The organism is Legionella quinlivanii, assembly GCF_003265995.1.
Classification (GTDB): domain Bacteria; phylum Pseudomonadota; class Gammaproteobacteria; order Legionellales; family Legionellaceae; genus Legionella_C; species Legionella_C quinlivanii_A.
The window spans coordinates 23410-44113 of sequence record NZ_MVJN01000013.1 but is presented as its reverse complement, the minus strand read 5'-3'; the positions used below and the strand labels follow the sequence as shown (position 1 = coordinate 44113).

The following is a 20704-nucleotide window of genomic DNA, read 5'->3' as shown; positions in this document are numbered from 1 at the left end:
TCCTTATCCTGCAGTGCTGTTCATTTGCGAGGCGACTTGCTTTTCAATCTGCGCCATGCGCTCAATCAAGGTAAGCTTTTCTTGCAGCTTGCGCCCCACCTTCGGATCAATGGAGGCCACGCGCGTCGTGGCTTCATTAATGCGCTTTTGAATTTCTTTGACCAGATCGGAATTTAATTCTGAACCCGCAGTAGCCACACTGACCTCACGCAATAATTCGGTGAGGTAATTGGTTAACAAATCCTGGGCTATTAGCATTGAATATTCTTCAATGTCTATTGCACTACTGCCATAATGCATACTGTTTAATACCGATAGAAACTTCATTACAGGCAGTGAGGTCATACTTAAAAAATTAAGTTCACGATTGCCTGGCTTTTCGTCATTAATTAATTTGGTATTAATGGTGCGAATAATCTCCCGCACCTTATAAGTGAGTGTGGATTCTTCCGCAATAGTAATATCCTGCAAACTCACCTGCAGGCATTGGCTGTTACTGCCCGCATCCTTACAACGCCATATTTTGGCCGTTCTCACGCCACTTCCAGTACCAATGAGTGCGTTCACTAAATCAGCGTTTCCCGACAGTGAAGGGACGTTGGACACTTTCCCTTCTTTATCAATAATCAGTGTACCGGTTAAACTCATCACCATTTCAGCCAACTCCCTGTCACTATTTAAGAAGGATTTGGCTTGCAACAGCGACCAGACCAAATTTTTGTTTAACACCACCTGCTTTTGACGATCGGGATCTTTAGAGGCTTTATCCATGACGCTATCAAAACCATTCCCAGAGCAGGCCATTCGTGCTTTGACGTAGTCACTGAATAACCCCTCTTTCCCCATCGCGGCTTGATCTTTACAGATTTTTTGCTGGCTTTCGGCAGTTTTCGGCCAAATGCCGCCAACCATGTTTTGCGAAAGCTGGCAGGAATTAATGCTGGCCTGATTCGCCATTTGCTCAAGATTCATATTAAAATCTCGAACTTGTTTAAGTTCAGGCACCGTAGAAGCCAGCATCACATCCACGGCATAAGCACCGGCATTAGTCATCACCGATTTTCCCAAATCCACTAATTTTTGTTCACTTAAAAAACTCATACTTCCCGTAAATAGATCAATGCCGCCGCATCCGGCACGGTAACTCGGCAAATCCAACTGCACCAGCTGGTACTGGCGTACCTGATTGCGCGCATAAAGCGAGCCGCCACCAAAAAAGCCTGCGGCCTGGGATTCAAAAGCAGCCGGCGAGGTCACATTGGACGCATAGCCTAAGCCGTTAAAAAAACTATCCAAATCTTGGCTAACATTGGCTTGAGCAATGGAAAAACAGCCTAATAAACCAAGGGCAATCACTAATTGTTTCATTACACGCTCCCTTTGTGCTCATAGGCTTTGATTTTAAAAATGAGCGCTTCCATGCGCTCGTTTAACTCATTTTCTGTCATTGAGCCAAACCCCACCGGATACAAGGCGTTTGTTTTTGGGTTAACCACAAAAAGCGCTGGATAATTAATGGCATTACCCCCGAAGGCCGCATTGATCCATTCTGTGGTTGCCGGTAAAAATTGTGGAAATTCAGGAAGGGGTTGATTGTCCAAGGCCAAAGGCAAGACGCCTGCTTTGTGGCGAGCGGCCCAACTTTTTAATACCGGTGCAAACCCCTTGCAATGTGGGCATTCGCTTCCATAAAACAAAACGAATCCATGCGTATCAAAAAACTCTCGCCCTTGTGGATTAAGTGGCTTTTCAAATTGATGTGCACCGCCTCCTTCTTGTTGGGCAATCAATTGAGTCAGCCATTGAGACCGTTGAGCTGAAGCGTTTAAACAAATACAGGCTAAGACCACACTCAAAACTAGGCGTGCGCTCATCATTCATCTCCTTTAAATTGGTTAGCCACCTGTTTGATGCGCTCCATCATCACATCCTGAGTGGTGAGACCATAAGCAATAGGGGAAACCTGTTGGTTTGCAGGGTTCACCAAAAGCAACGCCGGGAAATAACGAACCCCCAGGCGGTTGGCTTGACCCTTATCCACTCTGGAGTTCAACAGTTCCGGAGAGGTCACGCCATCGACACTCACCGGCATCATCGGAAGACCAAAACGCTTGCAAAAATCAACCACAATAGGGATTTGTTTTAAGTCATAAAGGCTTTTTCCCCGATAGAAAAACAACAACCCATGGGATTTGGACAAGCGATTGATTAACTCTACTGTTTGGGTTTCGCGCACTTCATCGGTGATTTTGGCACCCAGATTAGACGTAGGATGGGTCACCGCGTAGTCATACTCGGGATAGGCCAACATCGTTTGTTGAAATAATGATTTAAACCGTGACGATTCTTTAAGCCAATAGTTCTGGAGGCTTAAGAATACACGCATATCCTCCACTTTTTTGGTGTACCGTGCTTTATGCAACGCTTCCATGGTATAAAAGCGCAACACCGCATCGCGCTCAGTGAAACTCAGTTGATTAAAGGGTATGCCGCGAGGTTTTGGGCGCGGCACTTCAGTCCTGTTCTCTTTCAGGTTATACCATAAGAAACCTGGGGGCTTGGCAGCAAAGCCATCCCAGGCTAAAACGAATAGACAAACTAGGACACAACGCCTAATAAGTGTAGCCATGCGCCTGCCCCTCCTGGTTTAATCGCTCAATGCGAGACTCGGTTTGCACGCGAAGCGCTTCCTCATTGGGTAATTGACGTCGGGATTGAAAATCCGCTTCAATGGCTGATAAGTCCAGCAGTGAAAAATCAATCCGCTCTAATTCCTCAGGCGTCATTCCTCGGCAATCCGGCGCATTGGTTTTATCATGGGCTTCGCCAAAACCGATATGCAGCTGGCCAAACCGGCCCTGGATTTGGAGTATTCCCGACAACTTTGACGGGAATACACACCAGGATTCTTTTTCCTCCAGGCATTCCACGGCTTTGTGCGCACAGTACGTGCCCACCTGAACCGCACGCCCCTCCTCAATGGCTTTCGATAAACGCTTTTCTTCCTCGCGACAATTTAACAATCGTGCTTTACCGCCACAGCAATTGCCCACACCGGCCACTGCTATGCGGCAGCGGGCATTCTTGCCTGAAAAAATCTGAGGCATTCCACTGTCCACCTGCAACTGGGCCACCTCACTGGCCACACCGGCTAAGGCACCTAATCTTGCAATCCCTTCTCCCGCATCCTCACTCACTTCATCTTGTGACGCATCGCATTCCCCCTCCGCACATCCCAAATGCGGAAGGCAGATGGTTTGCGAAGGGAAGCAGTGCTCACTTTGACACGTAAACGTTTGTTCATAACGGACACAAAATCCCGCCACGGCTTCTTGACAGCGCGAACCGGTTTGGGAACAGGCCGTGTTAAGTAAATCCTGGCAGTGGCTTTCAATGCCTTGCTCACAAGCATAATCACTGGCTATTCGCCAACAGGTACGGGTCACTGGAACACCGTCAATAACCCGAGTCTCATTGGGATTGGTGCAAAACGGCACGTTCGCAACGAAACAGTTGCCTGCCTTGCTTGCACTCTCCAAGGCGCTACAGTCCTCTTTAACCCAGTGCTCAAGCAACTGCTTCTCGGTAATGGTCAATTGGATAGACATTAGTGAGTCATTACTAAGCGCGCGGGTATCTATCCGAACCACCAGGTTTTGACAGGTGGGCTGCGAGACCACGGGCAACATTATTCCATTGCTGCTCGCCGTTACCACCACCTGCTGGCAGGAGGCCGTGGGAAAATATAAACTGGCCGTATTACAATCCCATTCTAAGGGAAGACAAGTCATTAAAGGGACCGTAAGCGGCTCATCCCAATGCACTAAAGAACGTTGTTTCGACTGGGTAATGGCATTCACATCCATTTGTAAAGCTTCCCCACAGGCCTGATGCGAAAACTGACGGATATCCTCACAAGTCCTTACCGTCTTTTCCACATGGCATTCGCCTTCCTTGACATAGCATTGGCCGTCTAGCGCCTTATCGGCATGGTCAAGCAGTGTTTCAGCATATTGGCCCTCCTGTGATTTGGGATTTGCATGCACGCGAGGTCTCAGCCTTGCCTCCTTCATCACCATAGAGGCCGTAGCATCCTTAGACCATTGCAATGCCCCCTGTCCCTTTAATCCATCACTCCCCTCAGCGGGGGCCAGAGTTGTTTCTTTCGGATTATCCGTATACTGCGGCAGGAGCAATCCCGGATTGAAATACTTTAATTGAGCTAAGGCTTCGTCTCTGGCATGCAGTGCATCAATCTGAGCTTGTGCGTGCGCATTAGAAGAGAGCAGGAAGAGAATTAAAAGGGATCGCAATTGAATCATGGCGCAGTCCTTTTGATATCCTTTAAGGTAAAATGAACTTCCCCACGACCGGCCATCCGCGCTAATCCTTCCTCAATGCTCAGGTGTCCGTAAATCACATCAAAGGCATTACCCTCCTCTACCACTAAAGCGGGTACTTGTTGAATGCCAAACCGCTCAAACAGCGTTGGATCAATATTTAAATTTAAATTAGGAATACGCTTGCTTAATGCCATCACCTTCAATGCCGTTTCTCGCATCGAATCCTGATAAAGGCCATTGAGATAGGCGGGGATGTGCAATTGAGCGCTCTCCGTCAAGGTCTCTTGCAAAAGCATTTCCGGCATGGAAAAACTCACCAGTACAGAGACTTGTACGGCAAATGCTGTGGCGGTCATGAACAAGCAAGCAAAACCCAAAATTCCTTTTCTTAGCATGAAACTCTCCAGTTAAAGAAACGTGCAGTGACGTTTTCGCCACACTAAAAACCCGTATTGGTCAGGGGTATGCGGTTTAATTTTTCCGGCCTCCCAAGTCAAGGTGCTGTGGCCCGATGGGTAACAATGCCTGCCATCAGCCACCTGGTTCACCAGTTCATAGCGATAGCGTGATTTAGGGGAAATGGGGTAATAATGCTCTGTGCAAATGGCACCGGCTTTTTCGCTTGAGTCAGAGACTAAAAACTCACGGTGCATTTTGTAATTCATCCGCTCAGTCAGTAACAGCGCGGTTTGCACAGGTGAGAACGAGGCGTTCACATGGCCGGTCAGTGGATAATGCGTGCCTTGACTGCCTGCACACCAAAAAAGGCTATCCAATGGTTTATTGGCAATGGTGGAGGAAAGTGCATCTGCGGCACAGGCACTGGCGGCCACTGGATTGCCGAATAACACCGATTCGGGGCTTAGCACAAAGCTCATCTCGGAGTCCTTCCAGGTGGGATCGAGTTCGGTTAGATAAGCAATGTCAAAATCACCCTTTTGTAGACAGCCTACCGAAGTAATTAAGTTTAACCAGTTAATCAATGGGTACTTGTACCAGTGCACATGAAAAAAAGCGCGTTGCTGCCCATTGCCCACCACATGACGGCCTCCCCTGCCCTGCTTTAAGCCCAACTTTAATTTAGTGCCGCCAAGGTTGACCAGGCAATAGGGTGTATCGGTTATATCGGTGAGCGCCATCGGCTCCCAAAATCCAATATTCAAGCCAATCCGTACCCCGATACCTGTGGGGCAAACGCCTATGGGGCTAGAAGCATTTTCGGTGTCTGGGAGTGAAGAACTTACCACCTTTGCATTGCCGATAGACAAAGGAAACAAACACCGCCAACAGACATCCTTAATCGGGTTTACAAAATGCCCTGTACACTGTTTGGCGTTAAGCGGTGCAACACTTAGAAAAAGGATTGCTAGAAACAGAAGCCTAAAGCACATCGCCATTCTCCTTGATTGCTTGTTCATCAATCACCAGATGATTTTGGTGGCGTGTCACTTTTGCAGGAACGTGGGCAATACGGAGTTTTCTGGTGATTTTTCCGGCTTGGTCGAAATAAATCACTGCATTCAAATGCTTCTCGGCTGTATTAACCGCACCGCCTGTCAGAATCAATTTAGGGTTTGCGCAGCGCGTTTTTTGATGAAGAGCCCAATTCAACTGGGCTTCATCATCGGCATTAAAGAATAACCAGCACGGTGCATAGGAAGGGAGCTGTTGCAAGGCATTGACATGAGTTCCTTTCGTATAAAGAACGCGGCCATTTTCATCCGTGATGTCCTGGCTTAAGGTTATTTCTGGACTGTAATCATGACGCACTGAACGGTTCGTGCGGGAAAGCTCCAATGCAGTTGGCCTGTTTGCGTGCTCGGCTACCGTTTCAACCCAGCGCTGATTGATTGCCACAAGCTCACCATTGGCTTGCATAGCCGCTAAGCGCTCTTCAATAAGCGTTAAAAAACTCTTTTCCCTAACAGGAAACACGTCGCCTACGACACCAAACGATTTCGCATGAACTTGCGTTGAAATCATGAAAATAAGCAAGTAAGAGGCCTTTTTCATGACGGGTTCCTCATGGCCTGGCTTAACTTTATTCGCACCTCATCGGTAATATCCATACCACCGGCAAGCACGCCGTTTTTCCTTAAGATGATGATCTTCTTTTGCAGTGCAAGTTCAGCCAGCAATTGATTAAGGACTGCATTAAATCGTTTCGTGGACTGCTCCACCTGTGACTCACTCGCTTTGACTTCGGCCAACTGGCGAATGAATTGCCCTTGGACCGCCTCGACATCAAAAAAAGCAATCTCAGTTTTTAGCATCATCCCATAGGAAATCCCTGCAATACCGAGCACTGCCGCTATTGAGGTTAAGAAAAGAGGACTTACTCGCATAACAGGGCTCCATAATACTTAAGCGCAACCTGTTTGACGGCTTCACTTAGAGACACACCAGACTGCACCAAGGCTTCAATATCCCCAAATTCATCCCCACTCGTTGAAAATAAAACCCTTGAATAGGGATCGGAAAAATAACGATGAAAGGTATACACACTGCCGCACTGGAGCATGAAATCAGAAAAGCCCTGTAATTTGGCCTCGCCAAAGGACTCAATGACCCGTTGTTGCAATGGGGTAAACAGAGTAGGATGTTCTGCAATATACTCTTTGAATGCTCCTTGCTTCATAATGAATTTTGTATCGGAGCACGCTGCAATAGCGCGCCCTTGCGCTGTGTTTTGGGTATCGGATAATTGTTGCGTCACCCCTGAAAATCCGGCGAGGTATTTCCTCGCGGTCCGCCACCCTTGTTCAATAAAGTTCGCCATCAGCGGGTTAGAGCTATTCATCAAGGCGCGCCAGATTTCATCAAAATTACATTGTTTTTTTAATCGCCTATCCGAGTGATAGAACTGGCCTTGAATAATGACAATCATGATAAACATCACAATAATCAATAATTGCGGATTGGATTCAAAGCCTCCTAACTCAAACACCGTGAACATGGAATGGTTGAATGATGGGGTTTTGCCATTGCAGAGTGTTCCGTACAAGCCGTCTTTCCCGTATTTGCCTAACAACACCAATAAGTCTTTGAGTCGTCTATCCCCTTCACCTTCCGGCGTATGTAAAATGTCCTTTAACGAATCCAGCACATCATCGATGCAACACTGATTTTTTTGTTTTTTCCATGCGGTGAGCAAGGCATTGAGCAACCAATCTTTTTGAACCTCATCCAATCCTTGTTCCGGGCTTGCCATGATCGCCAACAAATCCCTCATTTGAATGTAGTTGTTGACCTGTGTGCCTTCTATCTCCGTCGTTCCTTCAAAATCAAACAGAGTAAAAGGGTTTAAGCTAATGGTTGTGGCATCTACATACGTGCCTCCAACCATTTGGCATAAATGTTTGTAAGATTCTCCTAAATCAATCACAAAGATTTGATGGCCGCGTGAAAGTCCATCTAAGAGTAGCGCTTGCTGTAAGTAAGATTTACCCGCACCAGGGGCTGCCACCGTCAACCGGTTATAATTGGAGATGGATAAATTGCGATCATCGAAAGGATCGTAAAAGAATAATTGATGCCTGTAAGTGGGCATTAACAACCCCTCTTTACAGCCTTTGAAATCAGCCACCAGGGGCAGGAGATTCGCAATGTTATAATTACTAAGCTGCTTCGTCAGCCCCATAAGCTCCAAGCGTGAAAATAATCCTTCCGTTAATATAAACGGGAGTGAGCCCATAAAACGAAGCCATTGGGTTCCATGACTTTGGGTTAGCGTAAAGCCGTATTGACGATAACTACTGACTACCTTGGCGATATGTTCCCGCTCGTGTTCACTGTCTGTAAACAGCATCAGGTTATAAAATGTCGGCAATAAATCCATGTTATCCCGCGACACTTCCTGATGAACGAGACTCCACTGCGCCGCTTGCTCCGCAGTTCCGGGTGCCAAAAAGTTTTGCACCGCATTATTATTTTTGTTCGCATCTCCTGCGCGGCGCTTAGCGGTTTTTTTTGTTCTTTCACGATTAACGCCGCGAATCGTAAAACTGATTAAAAAGGGGCATTGAATGCCATGTTCGGGGCGTAACAGATTGGCGAATAAATCCGGTGTTTGCCATAAGCCGAATTGGGATTGACTATCTTTGGGATCAGGCCACTTACTGACTTGGCAATTAACAATCCTTACCTTTTGTTCTTCATGGTCTGCATTACGACTTGAGATATCAATGCATTTATCGTGAATTTCATACACGCTCGTAAGATTGGGAATATCATCCCGAATCAATCCTCTTCCATTCTCAACAACTGGCCAGCCCATTTCATCTAAAGAGGGCGATACCAGCGTTCGCATCAAGGATTTGAACTCAAGGTGTTCCATTTGATAAAAGCCAAAGCCTGCGGCTTTTAACTCAGACTCCCAGTCCTCACGTAAACGAATTAAACTCTGACGACTTGCCGCATGGCGCCTTGCTGAGATAAAAAGGTAGGCGGAGTAGTCGACTAGCTGAGCAGGCACATTGCGACCGTTTTTATACCCTTTTTTTATCGCCTTAAGATGAAAATCCACACTCATTCTGGCCAGCTCGGCATAAATGCCTCCCCGCTCTAAAATAGGAGAAAAACTCTCTGAAAGCCTATGCGATACATAATGGTGTTTGTAGAGCATCACCGTACAATCAACCCCTGCGGGCAGCTTGTTTTTAAACAGTGAAGCCAGCGATAGCATCAGCGATTCGTCAGCTCCAGAACTCGGGAGCACAGCAAGACCAAAGCCAATGGAGTTCTGATTGATAAATAACCGATCGTCATCAATCGTTTCATAGGGCAGTAAACTGCGAAACGAAGGTAAGTCGACCTGTAAGGATCCCTTGCCTTTTTGGTGATCAGCCAGTGATTGCGGCTCACTGCTTAAAGTTTCCCCCAACTGGTGGCTCCACCGGTGTAACACTTTCCTGGCTTTATCACGCCAAACGCTCGCATTTAAGCCCATGATTGCCCCGCACTGGGTTTTGCAATCCATACGGACTGCCCTTTGTGTTGTTTGATGATTGCTCCTTCAATGGCTTGAACCTCGTTGTCTGCTTTCATCATTCCCCGTTTGGGTGGGTCTGTTTTGACATCATCCGCAAAGCGGGTCATGGCATCGACCTGCTCAATCGTCAGACAACTATCCCCTGCTGTGGCATTGCAACTGAAATTGGAATTCATGGTCCCGCAACCGGTTAAAAGAGCTGAAAGGATAGGCATTAAAACAACCATCGAGTGCTTCATCGCAACCCTCCTGCATTGTTGACGCTCGCCTGGTCAATTCGTCCCAAGACCTCTGGGGGAACAGTAAAATTCATCTCATTATTCTGATTATCCTCAGGAGCAGCGATGAGCTCCTCTGAGGCTTGCTGTGCTTTGACCTGGTTACTCGCATGCTGACGTTTGTCGTCATCAGGCGCTAAATAAAAGCCGTCTTTAAAGACAATGGTCACCACATTGCCAGAGCCTACTTGAATGACTGGGTGGTATTGTTCAGCACGTTTGACATAATATTGAGACAGGGTATCCGCTGCTTTAGACGCCCCGCCATAAGCGGCAAAGGGTGCAATTTGACTACTGGGCACCACTGAGCTTGCGCCATAAGGGCCAATGGCTTGCACACTTTGGGCGTATTGCGCAGCCGACGCCACACCGGATAACACACCGCTCACTCCTGCCCAGGTCATGACCTTGCCATCCCGCATCAGCGGCTTTCCTTTGATACCGACTTTGCCATTAAAAAACACCCAGCCAGTGACTTCCTTATCAATAATCGGCTCACCTGGATGGGCACAGGACAGTCGGTAAAGCGTTCCATAGGCGCGTTCACTGGAAATATCCCCATAGGAATTGGCACTGACCCGGCATCCTTTTAAGCGTGAGCGCTGACCATTAGGCAATGTTCCATCTTCCAGGAACTTAAACAGCATGACGCCATTGTTTTTGGATTGGCCATTAACGGATGCATCCGCATCGGCCCCACCTAAAATAACGGCCCGTACCGAGGTGTTGGAAGGAACGTAATGGGCAGGATTAAGATAGAAGTTAGGATGCGTTTTGGTCATGCGCCGTTTAGGTCGAAAGGACACGGTGTTTATTTGAAGGTTTGCATCCGATAAAACCGGACTGCCACTTAAGTGATTCATGGCATAGGTGTTGGGGTTATGCCATAGCTGTGGGTTTTGTACGTCTTTTAATTCGTCAGGGGTGTTTTGCGGCTCTGAATTTCGTTTGTCCTGATTGACTAAAGCCAACGCTTGTACAGCGGTCAATTCTTCTTTTTGCGCCTTTAACTCTTTTTGATGCTCCTCATCCATGGCTTTAATGTTGTGGGTCAATTCATTAATTTGCTTTTTTAAGGATTCAAGCTCTGTTTGTTGGACTGTAAGCGCATTCTCTGCTACGGCATCGGTAAACGATTCCTCGACAATGCCTGTTAAATCCAGGGATTTTTTAACTACCGAATGCTTTTTGGGTCGCCCATCGGCCAATAGCACAATAACCATGACGATTATGAAAAATAGACCAGCACCAGCCACCATCAAGGTGCGCAGCTGACGCCCCTTCACCCGCTTGTTCCATTGCCAGTTAGCCATGCTTCACTCCCAAAACGCGGTAGAGCATCGCCTTTTCTCCCGGGGCAATGGCGGGTTTAGACAATTTAATGGCGAGTGTTTCTTCTTTGGCAAACCACCCTTCTGCCAACTCCAAAGACTCCTTGCCCCCGTTGTATAATTCGATGGCCTCACCCTTTAATAGCTTGCCCTCCCAGGACTCTTTGGGTAAGAGCGTTAATCCTTTTGACCAACGTTCTACTTTTGCAAAGGGGCGTTTGACAGTCACGTCAGCAAATGGCTTTTGTTGCTCCATGTGTGTGAGCAGGGCAAGAATGGCTTCGGGAACCGCCTCTTGTGGGATGGCTTTTGAGTTTGTTTTTGACCCCACCGTTTTCGATGAAGGAAGTACAGGCGTCACGGGAACTAATTCAATGGTTTTGCCCAAAGACTCCTCCCCATTTAAGGTAATTGAAAAATGGCGGCCCGCTTCGGTGGTTAAAAACAATGTAAATGGATTGTTCGTTGCCAACATTACATAGACAGACCCATCTTGGGGATCCCTTTTAATGGCCATTGCATTGCGAGGAAATACTGCTTCCATGACTTTATCGTTTTTGACTACCAGGCGGTTGTAATTTCCCTGACTGAGGGTTAATGCAATATCGCCATTGTCTTTCACCGGAATGCTGTTAGCCCCCAGTGCGACTGTGGAGGACAAAGCCAGCGCGATGCCGAATGGTTTATGCATCTTGTTTCTCCTTTAAAAGCGAAAATTGAACGATGGACAGACGACTGTCTTTATATTGGAACCGCAAAATGTAGGTCTTACGCTCATCATTTAATGCTCGAAGCCCTACAAACCGCCTCAATTTGCCTGAAACTACGACTGTCAGTTCTTGTGCGTTCGGTTTGTTTTTATCGAAATAAAAAATGGACGACATTTTTTTGGCTTTGATAACCTTGGCCTCATTGGTTAAAAGCCTTAGCATTGGGGTGTAATACTGATGATTGACATATGAAAGCAGGCGTTGATGATTGGCATCCACGGTTTCCGGTGTTACATTTAACCGTTCATTCACAAAATTCTCTGCCATAAGACTTAAGTAATGGCCGTCCACACTGGCGGCTGATTTCAAATAGGAAGGCTCGCCACTAAAAGGCGTTACTTCGATGGTATGGTGATTCCAGGCTTTAAACAAAAAGCAAGATAACAAAACGTTGGACACCAATAGACCAAACACTAGCATCACCATGAGATTTAAGCGTGCGGACAATTGGCTTAAGCGGTTTTGATAACTGTTGAAATCCATGTTTTTCCTTAAGCCACGTACACACGGTGGTGTGATAAAGGGAGTTTGGGCAAGAAAAATTGCGTGATGACACTGGGTAGATGCCAATACGCCAGCACTAACAGTGCTTTTGGCCCCTCCCCTTTCTTCAAATACCGCAATCCACTTAACAAACTAAAACCTAACAGGGCGACCAACGTCTTTTGATTGGAAATGATAAGCAGCATAAAACCCATTCCAGCCACCACTAGCTCATCCATGGTTAAGGTTAAAATCCTTTTAGGCGCATCAATGTGACTTAGGAATTGATAGTTCATGGGGCTCATCATCAACCCTCCTCAAAATACAAACGTTTTCAGTAAAAAGGCTGGAATAAAAGCAACCGCCGTCACACCAATAAACACCATAGGGTTTTTGCTTTTCACAGCCATTGCGGTGGCGAGAATAATGTCCACCAGGATAAAGACTTTCCAAAACATGGAGCCGCTTCCTAATGAATCTTTCACATCCCCTTCTAAAGCGTTCGCTAATAAGTCGCTAGCAAACACGCTTCTTGATAGGAGCGCAAACACCAGCGCTGACCCTGCCTTTTGCACCAAACGGATTATTGCTTTACTTATTTTCATTACCTTTTCCTCTTGTCATTTTTTTGGGCTAACCGACTGCACTGAATCAATTGGGCATGGTTTTGAGCTCGGTGATTAAACTATCAACCTCATTTAAAGAAGGAACCACTTTCGCAGAGAAATACGCGCAGTCCTGGGTTTTGGAATGAACCTCTTTAAGATTGCCTTCCACAATTCTTAGGTTTTTCAATGCCAGTGGATATCGTTCGGTCCGAACTAAATTGGCGGCGACCTGCATCACCCAGCCCGCATACTGAACGCTCAATGCACAGGGCTTGCTTAGGTTCCCCTCAGAGAGCTTGTCCAGCGTGCTGTAGACCATTTCACATCGCATCGAAATAGCCTCTTTATCAATGGGAGCAGAGAAACCAATTCCCGTTAGAAGCAATGAAGCGACCAGGGTAGCAGCCTTCATTGCTGTAATTTTTTTATTCAGTTTCATTCACTTTCTCCGTTTTTAGGTTGCAACAATCCCTTAAGCACTTCACTGCTTAATTTTTAATCATTTCTACTGGTTGTTTTTAAGGAATTGAATCGTCTGCTTAAATCAAGGCCTTATTAGAATATCCCTGCGATGACTTTGACTAATCCCTGTTCGAGCGCTGGACGCGCCTCTTGGAACTTTAAATTCACTTTATCGGCATTGGACACCACTCGCGTTCTATATCGTTGGTATTGGCTTTCACGCGATGAGGTCTGGGATGTCACAGTAGCACTTCCATTTTTCAAACGGGATTGGAACAGTTCATTGACTTTAATACCCTTGCCAACACGCTCCGAGATTTGAATATCGGTAATCATGGTGTAATTGACATCTTTTACTAAGGCATCCGCGGCTAAACCAATGACACCTCCAGCAAGCCCTCCTGCAATCATGCCATTGCTTGAATTGGTAAAACTGCCTGCAGCAGTTCCTACTGCCGCACCTGCAATAGCTGAACCATAGCCCCCGCCTAATGCAGATTGACTTGCAGCAATGCTCATCTTGCCAACCTTAAGCACGTTCGCTTGTAAGAGATAATGAGCAGCCCCTGGATTATTCATCACCTTATAACCATGAGATATTAAGGCTGTTTTTAATCGGGGAGTAATATCCACGTCTTCATCGGCAGTAGATTTCACGGAAACATACACTGTTTTCTTAGCATTCGAGACGGGCTCTAGAAAAACAGTCTCGCTCTGTTTTGTGCTAACTTGTAATGATCCATGTTCAAGTGCGGTTTGGGTTGCAGCACAACCTGCCAGTGCCAAAACAGAACTCACTAAAAGAGCATTGGGTATTATTGTAGTTTTTGCATTCATGCTTAAATCCTTGTATTCCACACTTTAATTTTTTTAATTATCTAACGGATGAAAAGGGAACCATCAAGTAGGCCGAATGGTTATTTACGGCTCATATTGTCTAATTTCGCTAATCGCTGGGGATCACAGTATGCCTCCTGAATTTCAACAGCCATATGATTGGGTATATCAATGCCAATTCGTATCTGTTTTGCTGTCATTCCTAATACAGTGATTAAAATATCTTGTGCGATAACAATACTCTCGCCGATACGTCTCGTTAAAATCAGCATGTAATAGTCCCTATATCCATTGGTTAGTCTCTTATTGTCAGGTATTATTCCTGATAAAATTCATCCTGTATGTCCCCTCACGAGAGGACTTTTTTTTTAGGGAAAAATATGTTAACGGAGCATCCATTCCCTCACGAGTTTAGCTGGACAAGTGAGGTTCGAGCACATGAACTTGATGCACAGGGCATCGTAAACAACGCTCACTATTTTTGTTATTTTGACCATGTGAGAACACTGCAAATGAGGGCATTGGGCTTTGATTGGGTTCAATTAAGTCAGAAAGGATTCAACTTGGTTCTTGCAAGTGCCGCCATTGACTTCCTTAAGTCGCTGACCGCGTTTGATTCGTTCACAATCGTATCGCGTCTCGAGCCAGAAGGCCGTATAAAGCTAATCTTTAATCAGACAATTTTTAATAACCAGCAAGAATTGGTGTGTCGAGGAATGAACACCGTGGTGTGTGTGGATAAGGCAAGGGGTAAGCCCATCTCTATTGACAGGCTACTCTGTGAACTAAGACACTTTAAGTGCCCTACCCTTCTCGAGGTTGAGTAAGGAAACAGGTCTTATTATCCGTTGTTCAAAACTATTCATCCGGCCGATGAGTCCTCGATGGATGCATTCAAGCAGGATGTCCGATAATTTCAAGCCATCAAATTGTTCGCGTATTCGCTGTATATAGACTTTGACCGTAGCAGGACTAATTCCCAACAACTTTCCAATTTCTTTAAACGAGCGTCCTTGAGTGGCATACCATAAACACTCTTGCTCGCGATCGGACAAACAAATTTCCTTTTCATACCCTTGGCTGATTACCGCATGACGGAGTAATCGGTTTGTGAATATGAAAGAAAATTTGTATTTGGGATTAGCTTCCACAATTAAATCCAAGAAGTGATCGACAAATACCTTGCAAAACGATTCAAATGGCTTTTCTGTCCGCTTAAAAAATAAGCCCGGGTCTTCTGACTGTCTTTTGGTAATGGCACTGAAAACAAATGTGCATTCAGAATGGGCTCGGACTAGATTGTACACTGGATAAAGAGAATACTTATGCGCAAATAAATCCAATAATCGAGTCGATAACGAGCCTTCATCGCCACAAAAATAATGGCCTGATTCATTAGGTACTAAGAACTTCGGAGTAAATGTAAAGTCTTCAGTATACAAGCACTCCTGATAATAAGTTTTTAAAATGGGAAAGACGTTGGACAAAATAAATACACCGCCATCATTGAAAATCAAATACATTACAAAACCATCAATTTGCAATGATTCCAATTGCTTACAAACTGCCTCGATTTGTGGCTTATAGGCAAGGCTAGTAATATAGGGAATATCTTTCATGGAACTTCCTTTTCTCAATCAATGCAACTAAAACGCCGCCCGGTTATTTAATTTGGCTTGAAGTAATAATTGTCCTAATTTCAGGATTTTTTCTTCTGCTCCTCGTATCAACTGAGTCAGGCTAGCGCGTTGAGTGGGGGCAGCGGAAGACAGCAGTTTTTTAAAATGATTCGCTTCGGCATGCGCCTCACATAAATTTTGCTCAAGCGCTTGCGTTGTGGAGTGTAATGTTTGCTTTTTCTCTGAAATCAGTTCGACTGGTGTTTGCCAATGTCCTTTAGCAATCACTGTTTGGATTGCATTCAGTTTTCTAGAAAAGTCGAGGCCGCAGGCAGAAAAGTGTTTTTTGCTTAAAAGGCAGTAGCTTATTTCTTCGAAAAGCCCTCCTTTGTCTTCCATGTGGATTTTGGATATCAACTGCTCTACGCGAATAATCTGATTTGGGGTGAGCTCCACTCCAATCATGGCATCGTTTGAGTTTAGCCTTGTGGTCTCTTTGGAGGTATTAATCGCTTTCAAATCGAGAGATTTAACAGCAGCAGCCTGGGACCTTTTAGTTGTTCCATAAGAGCCAGTCGATAAGTTGCTCTCTGCTGCTGTTTTTTTAATTAATCCTTGGTTATATGGATCCTTAGTATACTTATTATTTATTAGCGTCGTCTTTTCCAGCCCCGGATTCTCCAGAGACGGATTTTCAGGCGCCGGATAGCTAGGGCCTGGATTCATTGAGAGCCCTTCCTTAACGGGGGGCAATAATTCATTATTTGTGATAACTGGAATTTCTAGCACCAAATACTCTATGCCACCAAACCGGCCATTTTCCTCATCTCGGCAGAGTGACTTCTGAATATAACCAGTTTCTTCTAGCTCTTTGATCAATTTTCGCACAGCGTCCCTGCCATTCGTAGCCCTCTCTTTTAGGTCGGTAACTCGAACCCTCCAATCATCGGGCAAAGACATTAGGTAAGTGTGCAGGCCTTTTGCCCCCCATGATAAGGACATATCATTGAGGCAGGTTTTATCGAGAATGAGAAAATTTTGTTGTTTTTTATGAATGCGTAGTACAGCCATGTTAATTATCCGTAACTTGGTAGTTGAGAATTGCCATTAAATTCTAATAACAAAGTATTATTGTTAAGTTTTAAACTTGGAGTGAAATATAGCGCAGAGCTCTCATTCTTTAATTTCCTTATTTTTGAATGAATTAGCTTGCTTTAAATGGTATTATCGAGGCTAAGACATTCTTTTGTGTAATGTCGGTTACACCAAGAGTACTGTTTGGCGACTGCGCTCTTGGTGTTCTAAATTCGGAATGATATTAACTTTAGCGAAAATAAATTTCAACTTTTTACTCGATTTTTTTTCGACTAAAATGTATGATTGTCAAAAACTTCAAAAGAATTACATGGCCAACTGTGTACAATACAATTGCTCTTGGGATGATATAAAACAACAGGTACTCCAAGTTAACCCTACGCTCTATAACATTATTGAGAGTGATAGGAGTTTGGTACCGGATACCGTCACAAAGCTCAAATATCGTTACGGTCAACAAGTTGGGGACGAGTCATTCTTTTACTTCCCAAACTGTCAAAAATCTCAAACTATGCCGTTTTGCATGGTTTTTGAGAACAATTTCGAGATGTATATGGAGTTTAATAATAATATATCACCTTGGAAGATATATAAGCCTGGTCAGGTTTTTCCTTACACTAAATTTTTAAAAAATAACTATCTTTATGAACCTTCCGACATATTAAAGATGACAGCTGGTATAAAAAACTCTTTTATTTTGTTAAATAAATTTAGTGACAAGAAAAAACACGCTAATTTGAAAAAAAGGTATAACCTTTCCTCCGAGCCTCCAAAATGCTTTACTGAACAATTTCATATTTTTAAAGAAATTTGTGATTATGCAAAACCAGACTGGACAGCCACTCTTCTAGCCTTTCCTACATCGTGGGAGGAAAAAGCTTACCGATCACCCGAGTTTGCCAACTATCTTAATCGTATTGCAAATGAAGACCATCTATTTAAAAGAAACTCTTTGCTTTATGACTATATTTTAACAACTGTCATTTTAAAGAATCGAATTACATCAAATAGTTTCATAAAAGAAATTATTAAGTATCTTCTATACGTGGCATGCGGGGATCAATCTGCATATATGCCATCTTTATGTGAAGCGAATGCTCCAATCAGTTTTTTAAGAAATACCTACATAGAGGTATATAAATCTGAATCAACACCAATATTTATGGTCCCACACAAGCTTGTTCCCTTTGAGTCAACCGAAACAGTTTACTACTCTTTAAATAAAGATGATTTTCTATTCAAACCAAATCAAATTTCTAACTTAAATAAATTATCCCAAGAAATCAAAATTGCATTTACAAACACGCTTCATGAGCTTAAGTCTTGTGAGATTGCAACCAACACCTTACTTTACAAAAGCACTTCTGTAACTGAATTAGATATTAATCATCGCTGGAATAGTAGTCCTAGTGATAACAACCAAAGTTCTCTATCATTTTTTGAAGACCCAAACATACAATTGCAAAAGGTTAGTGCATTACAATTACCAATAAATTCCCAGTTTCTGTCTGGATGCTTTTCAATGAAATATCTCAATCAATTTAATGTACATAAAAAATAGTCAAATAGTTTTGTTAAATTTTCAAAAATCTTTTTTACCTGCGACATCGGTATTTCAATTTTGTTAAAATAATCATGAATAGCTTGTATAGAATCTAAATTTAGTTCTACCTTAAATTTCATGATGAATGGCTTTATTTTATCTTTGTTTGGGATTACTCCTGAGTATTTGTCTAAAACTGAAGCTATCCTCCCAATATAATCTGGTGAGATTGCTAAGAATTTACAGATATTTAAATAATCACCTTTGCAAGAAAGGTTGGTTAGACATTCGGCTGCATTAATTTGTTCCAATCGATCACGAATAAACTTTAACACCGACTTATAAGAGTACATCTGTTGTGCTGAATTAAAATATATATTTGGAATAAACTTAATATTTGGTGAAAATTTAGGCTCAATTTCATTTCTAAAATAATTCAATACATCCTCTTTTTTAATATCCACATAGAGTTTGCGAAATTTGTCTAGGATATCACTTCTCAAATATGTGGATAACGTCTCCCAAGTTCTCTGTTTGAAGTGGATGTTTTTTATAATAGATAAATAGCTTTGAAGTTCATTATGCTCCAGGGCTGTTTTCCTAAAATTTATGATAGCCAGAGTTTTCGAATTAGAAGGATCTCGAGGGTCATACGACACTGCGACTTCGTCGTCTCCATCAACATAATGATTCAAGAATTGTTCGTACACCCAACCAAAACCCAACATCCCTACTTTTCTAAGCTCAAATGCTCTTAATGCCCCCATCGAGCCAATACCTACTACTTTAATACCACGAGATAACAACCACAAAATTTCTTTATGAGTAATGCTGGGCTGTTGATCAAATACGCCATCAACAATAACAACCTCTTTAATTGTTGGATAGGAAAAATACAAATTCAATAAATGTCCTCTTCTTATACTTGGTAAGATAAGGTCGAAGTCCGTCAAATATTTTTTCATTTCTATATTTGATAATGTGGATTCGATAAAAATAGCCCTATCGATTCTCATATATCAACCAAAAATGACTTCAAAACAGTGATTTCACTCTGGGTATAACAATAGTAGGCCAAATCTTTTTTATACTGACTTAATATGTTTTTAATGTTTTTGTATTCTTCAGATACTGAGATCTCATAAAGAGCATAGTTTAATCGCATTCTTTCTATTCTAGGGGATTCTTTAAGTTTCGTTTTCTTACTGGCTCTCACGTATAATTCATCAGTAATATCGTCACGAACCCCTGAGATCACCCCTACTTTTGATTGAATGGCCTCAAATAATGCTCTTTCCATAGCAAAGTAAATATTGGAATGACTAGCATAACCTGCAAATATTTTACCGATATCTAAAGGACTCTTATTTCTAATTTGACATCCTACTACAGGAATACAAAAAGGACTTTCATACAGATAAAAAATACATTCAATATTGTCATCAATACAAAAAGAAAATTTTTTATCTACCAACACTTCACTCTTTTTGTTATTTTTAACTGAAATTCGTTCATTTAACTCCCAAAAACTATAAATAAGTGCTTCTTCAAAAGAATTTCCAGATGCTAAACCATTAGAGTTCTGACCTACTAGCCTATTCATTACGTTGTTACTGTCGAGGCTTAGGAAACAGTGTGGAATTAAGACCTCTTTTTGTAAATTAAGAAGAGTTCCCCAACACCAATCTATAGGAAACTCTTCACTGATTGACACCAATGAAGAAATTTGGTCAGGTCTTATAAAATAATTATTGCTCGAAATGATGTTTTTTAGTGAAGTGTTTGAAACATCTGGAAGAACCTCCTCTGCATAGAAGGTCTCAACCGACTCCATTAGAGCAGAGCATTTGGCATCTTCGATAGTGATGCCCTTTCCCATGCTACTGGTAAGCGACTTTGCAGAAGGTCTTATTGCGGAATAAACAAAAAGCTTAAATGAACTATCTAGATAAGTTAAATCGGAAATCCTAGAAATACCAAATTTGTCTAGATTTTCTAATAAGTATTTGACGGTTTCCAATGATGGCTTAATTCGTGCCATAGACTATCCACCAGAGGTTGCAGAAATAATCAGTAAGCTATCTTTATCATGACAATGTAATCCATTTAGATCTAAGACTTTATTTTTATTCAGATAGATAGCTATAAATGGTTTAGGTTTTCCATCATTATTAAAAAGTATGTCATAGTCGCCACCAATCAAACCTTTAAGCAGTTCAGTCCATAACTCATTAGAGTTAACCTCGTAATTCCCATTATATATTTCTAAACTACCTGGCAAACTTAATTGAATAAAAAGCATTATATAAAATCAATAGAATTTAAAGATATGGACTCATCAGTAT

The 20704-nt window shown here is 43.2% G+C and carries 25 protein-coding genes; 2 read left to right on the top strand and 23 right to left on the bottom strand.

What is annotated here, in order from left to right:
• Positions 1-3 precede the first annotated feature (3 nt).
• From B1207_RS14485 to B1207_RS14400, 18 genes are all read right to left on the bottom strand, one after another.
• The gene (locus B1207_RS14485; protein ID WP_112220612.1) at positions 4-1368 is read right to left on the bottom strand and encodes a conjugal transfer protein TraH; all 1365 of its coding nucleotides are present in this window, start codon (positions 1366-1368) and stop codon (positions 4-6) included.
• Complete coding sequence (trbB, locus tag B1207_RS14480; RefSeq protein ID WP_253255880.1) at positions 1368-1877, bottom strand: type-F conjugative transfer system pilin assembly thiol-disulfide isomerase TrbB; 510 nt, start codon at positions 1875-1877, stop codon at positions 1368-1370. The genes B1207_RS14485 and trbB overlap by 1 nt, the downstream gene beginning before the upstream one ends.
• Positions 1874-2629, bottom strand: a complete 756-nt coding sequence (gene traF, locus B1207_RS14475) for a type-F conjugative transfer system pilin assembly protein TraF (protein ID WP_112220610.1) — start codon at positions 2627-2629, stop codon at positions 1874-1876. The genes trbB and traF overlap by 4 nt, the downstream gene beginning before the upstream one ends.
• Positions 2613-4322, bottom strand: a complete 1710-nt coding sequence (locus B1207_RS14470; RefSeq protein ID WP_112220609.1) for a conjugal transfer protein TraN — start codon at positions 4320-4322, stop codon at positions 2613-2615. The genes traF and B1207_RS14470 overlap by 17 nt, the downstream gene beginning before the upstream one ends.
• Positions 4319-4738, bottom strand: coding sequence for a type-F conjugative transfer system pilin assembly protein TrbC (gene trbC / locus B1207_RS14465; RefSeq protein ID WP_112220608.1), 420 nt, complete (start codon positions 4736-4738; stop codon positions 4319-4321). The genes B1207_RS14470 and trbC overlap by 4 nt, the downstream gene beginning before the upstream one ends.
• A 12-nt stretch (positions 4739-4750) precedes the next feature.
• Positions 4751-5734 (bottom strand): conjugal transfer pilus assembly protein TraU, encoded by a 984-nt coding sequence (gene traU, locus B1207_RS14460; RefSeq protein ID WP_112220607.1) that lies wholly within the window; start codon positions 5732-5734, stop codon positions 4751-4753.
• Complete coding sequence (gene traW / locus B1207_RS14455) at positions 5724-6356, bottom strand: type-F conjugative transfer system protein TraW (protein WP_216362474.1); 633 nt, start codon at positions 6354-6356, stop codon at positions 5724-5726. The genes traU and traW overlap by 11 nt, the downstream gene beginning before the upstream one ends.
• Entirely contained in the window at positions 6353-6688 is a 336-nt protein-coding gene (locus B1207_RS14450) for a TrbI F-type domain-containing protein (RefSeq protein WP_112220606.1), read from the bottom strand. The genes traW and B1207_RS14450 overlap by 4 nt, the downstream gene beginning before the upstream one ends.
• Positions 6679-9249, bottom strand: a complete 2571-nt coding sequence (gene traC, locus B1207_RS14445; RefSeq protein WP_253255879.1) for a type IV secretion system protein TraC — start codon at positions 9247-9249, stop codon at positions 6679-6681. The genes B1207_RS14450 and traC overlap by 10 nt, the downstream gene beginning before the upstream one ends.
• A 32-nt stretch (positions 9250-9281) precedes the next feature.
• On the bottom strand, positions 9282-9572 hold the full coding sequence (locus B1207_RS14440) for a TraV family lipoprotein (protein ID WP_112220604.1): 291 nt from the start codon (positions 9570-9572) through the stop codon (positions 9282-9284).
• Positions 9569-10924, bottom strand: a complete 1356-nt coding sequence (locus B1207_RS14435; protein WP_112220603.1) for a TrbI/VirB10 family protein — start codon at positions 10922-10924, stop codon at positions 9569-9571. Before B1207_RS14435 ends, B1207_RS14440 begins: the two co-directional genes overlap by 4 nt.
• Positions 10917-11633, bottom strand: a complete 717-nt coding sequence (gene traK / locus B1207_RS14430; protein ID WP_112220602.1) for a type-F conjugative transfer system secretin TraK — start codon at positions 11631-11633, stop codon at positions 10917-10919. The genes B1207_RS14435 and traK overlap by 8 nt, the downstream gene beginning before the upstream one ends.
• A complete protein-coding gene (gene traE / locus B1207_RS14425; protein ID WP_112220601.1) occupies positions 11626-12195 on the bottom strand; it encodes a type IV conjugative transfer system protein TraE in 570 nt (189 codons plus the stop codon). Before traE ends, traK begins: the two co-directional genes overlap by 8 nt.
• Positions 12196-12203: 8 nt before the next feature.
• A complete protein-coding gene (gene traL, locus B1207_RS14420; protein WP_253255878.1) occupies positions 12204-12503 on the bottom strand; it encodes a type IV conjugative transfer system protein TraL in 300 nt (99 codons plus the stop codon).
• Positions 12504-12512: 9 nt separating this feature from the next.
• The gene (locus tag B1207_RS14415; RefSeq protein WP_112220600.1) at positions 12513-12800 is read right to left on the bottom strand and encodes a hypothetical protein; all 288 of its coding nucleotides are present in this window, start codon (positions 12798-12800) and stop codon (positions 12513-12515) included.
• Positions 12801-12846: 46 nt separating this feature from the next.
• A complete protein-coding gene (locus B1207_RS14410) occupies positions 12847-13242 on the bottom strand; it encodes a hypothetical protein (protein ID WP_112220599.1) in 396 nt (131 codons plus the stop codon).
• A 116-nt stretch (positions 13243-13358) separates the two neighbouring features.
• Complete coding sequence (locus B1207_RS14405; protein ID WP_112220598.1) at positions 13359-14102, bottom strand: complement resistance protein TraT; 744 nt, start codon at positions 14100-14102, stop codon at positions 13359-13361.
• Between the two features lie 80 nt (positions 14103-14182).
• Entirely contained in the window at positions 14183-14374 is a 192-nt protein-coding gene (locus tag B1207_RS14400; protein WP_112220597.1) for a carbon storage regulator, read from the bottom strand.
• Between the two features lie 108 nt (positions 14375-14482).
• On the opposite strand from B1207_RS14400, the gene B1207_RS14395 reads away from it, so the two are divergent.
• On the top strand, positions 14483-14929 hold the full coding sequence (locus tag B1207_RS14395; protein ID WP_172458313.1) for an acyl-CoA thioesterase: 447 nt from the start codon (positions 14483-14485) through the stop codon (positions 14927-14929).
• Here the strand turns inward: B1207_RS14395 and B1207_RS14390 are convergent.
• Complete coding sequence (locus B1207_RS14390) at positions 14888-15721, bottom strand: helix-turn-helix domain-containing protein (protein WP_112220595.1); 834 nt, start codon at positions 15719-15721, stop codon at positions 14888-14890. The genes B1207_RS14395 and B1207_RS14390 overlap by 42 nt on opposite strands.
• A 27-nt stretch (positions 15722-15748) precedes the next feature.
• Complete coding sequence (locus B1207_RS14385; protein WP_112220594.1) at positions 15749-16792, bottom strand: replication protein; 1044 nt, start codon at positions 16790-16792, stop codon at positions 15749-15751.
• Between the two features lie 334 nt (positions 16793-17126).
• Here B1207_RS14385 and B1207_RS14380 point away from each other — a divergent pair, with 334 nt between their 5' ends.
• Positions 17127-18377 carry a hypothetical protein gene (locus B1207_RS14380; RefSeq protein WP_146740073.1) on the top strand — a complete coding sequence of 417 codons (1251 nt, stop codon included), beginning with the start codon at positions 17127-17129 and terminating at the stop codon, positions 18375-18377.
• Here B1207_RS14380 and B1207_RS14375 read toward each other — a convergent pair.
• The 3 genes from B1207_RS14375 to B1207_RS14365 are packed head-to-tail and all read right to left on the bottom strand — an operon-like array spanning position 18353 to position 20661.
• Positions 18353-19324: a TfuA-like protein gene (locus tag B1207_RS14375; protein ID WP_172458312.1), complete on the bottom strand. Its 972-nt coding sequence runs from the start codon at positions 19322-19324 to the stop codon at positions 18353-18355. The two genes, B1207_RS14380 and B1207_RS14375, sit on opposite strands and share 25 nt — an antisense overlap.
• 47 nt (positions 19325-19371) lie before the next feature.
• Positions 19372-20400 carry a YcaO-like family protein gene (locus B1207_RS14370; RefSeq protein ID WP_112220591.1) on the bottom strand — a complete coding sequence of 343 codons (1029 nt, stop codon included), beginning with the start codon at positions 20398-20400 and terminating at the stop codon, positions 19372-19374.
• A gap of 3 nt (positions 20401-20403) precedes the next feature.
• Positions 20404-20661 (bottom strand): hypothetical protein, encoded by a 258-nt coding sequence (locus B1207_RS14365; protein WP_112220590.1) that lies wholly within the window; start codon positions 20659-20661, stop codon positions 20404-20406.
• Positions 20662-20704 lie beyond the last annotated feature (43 nt).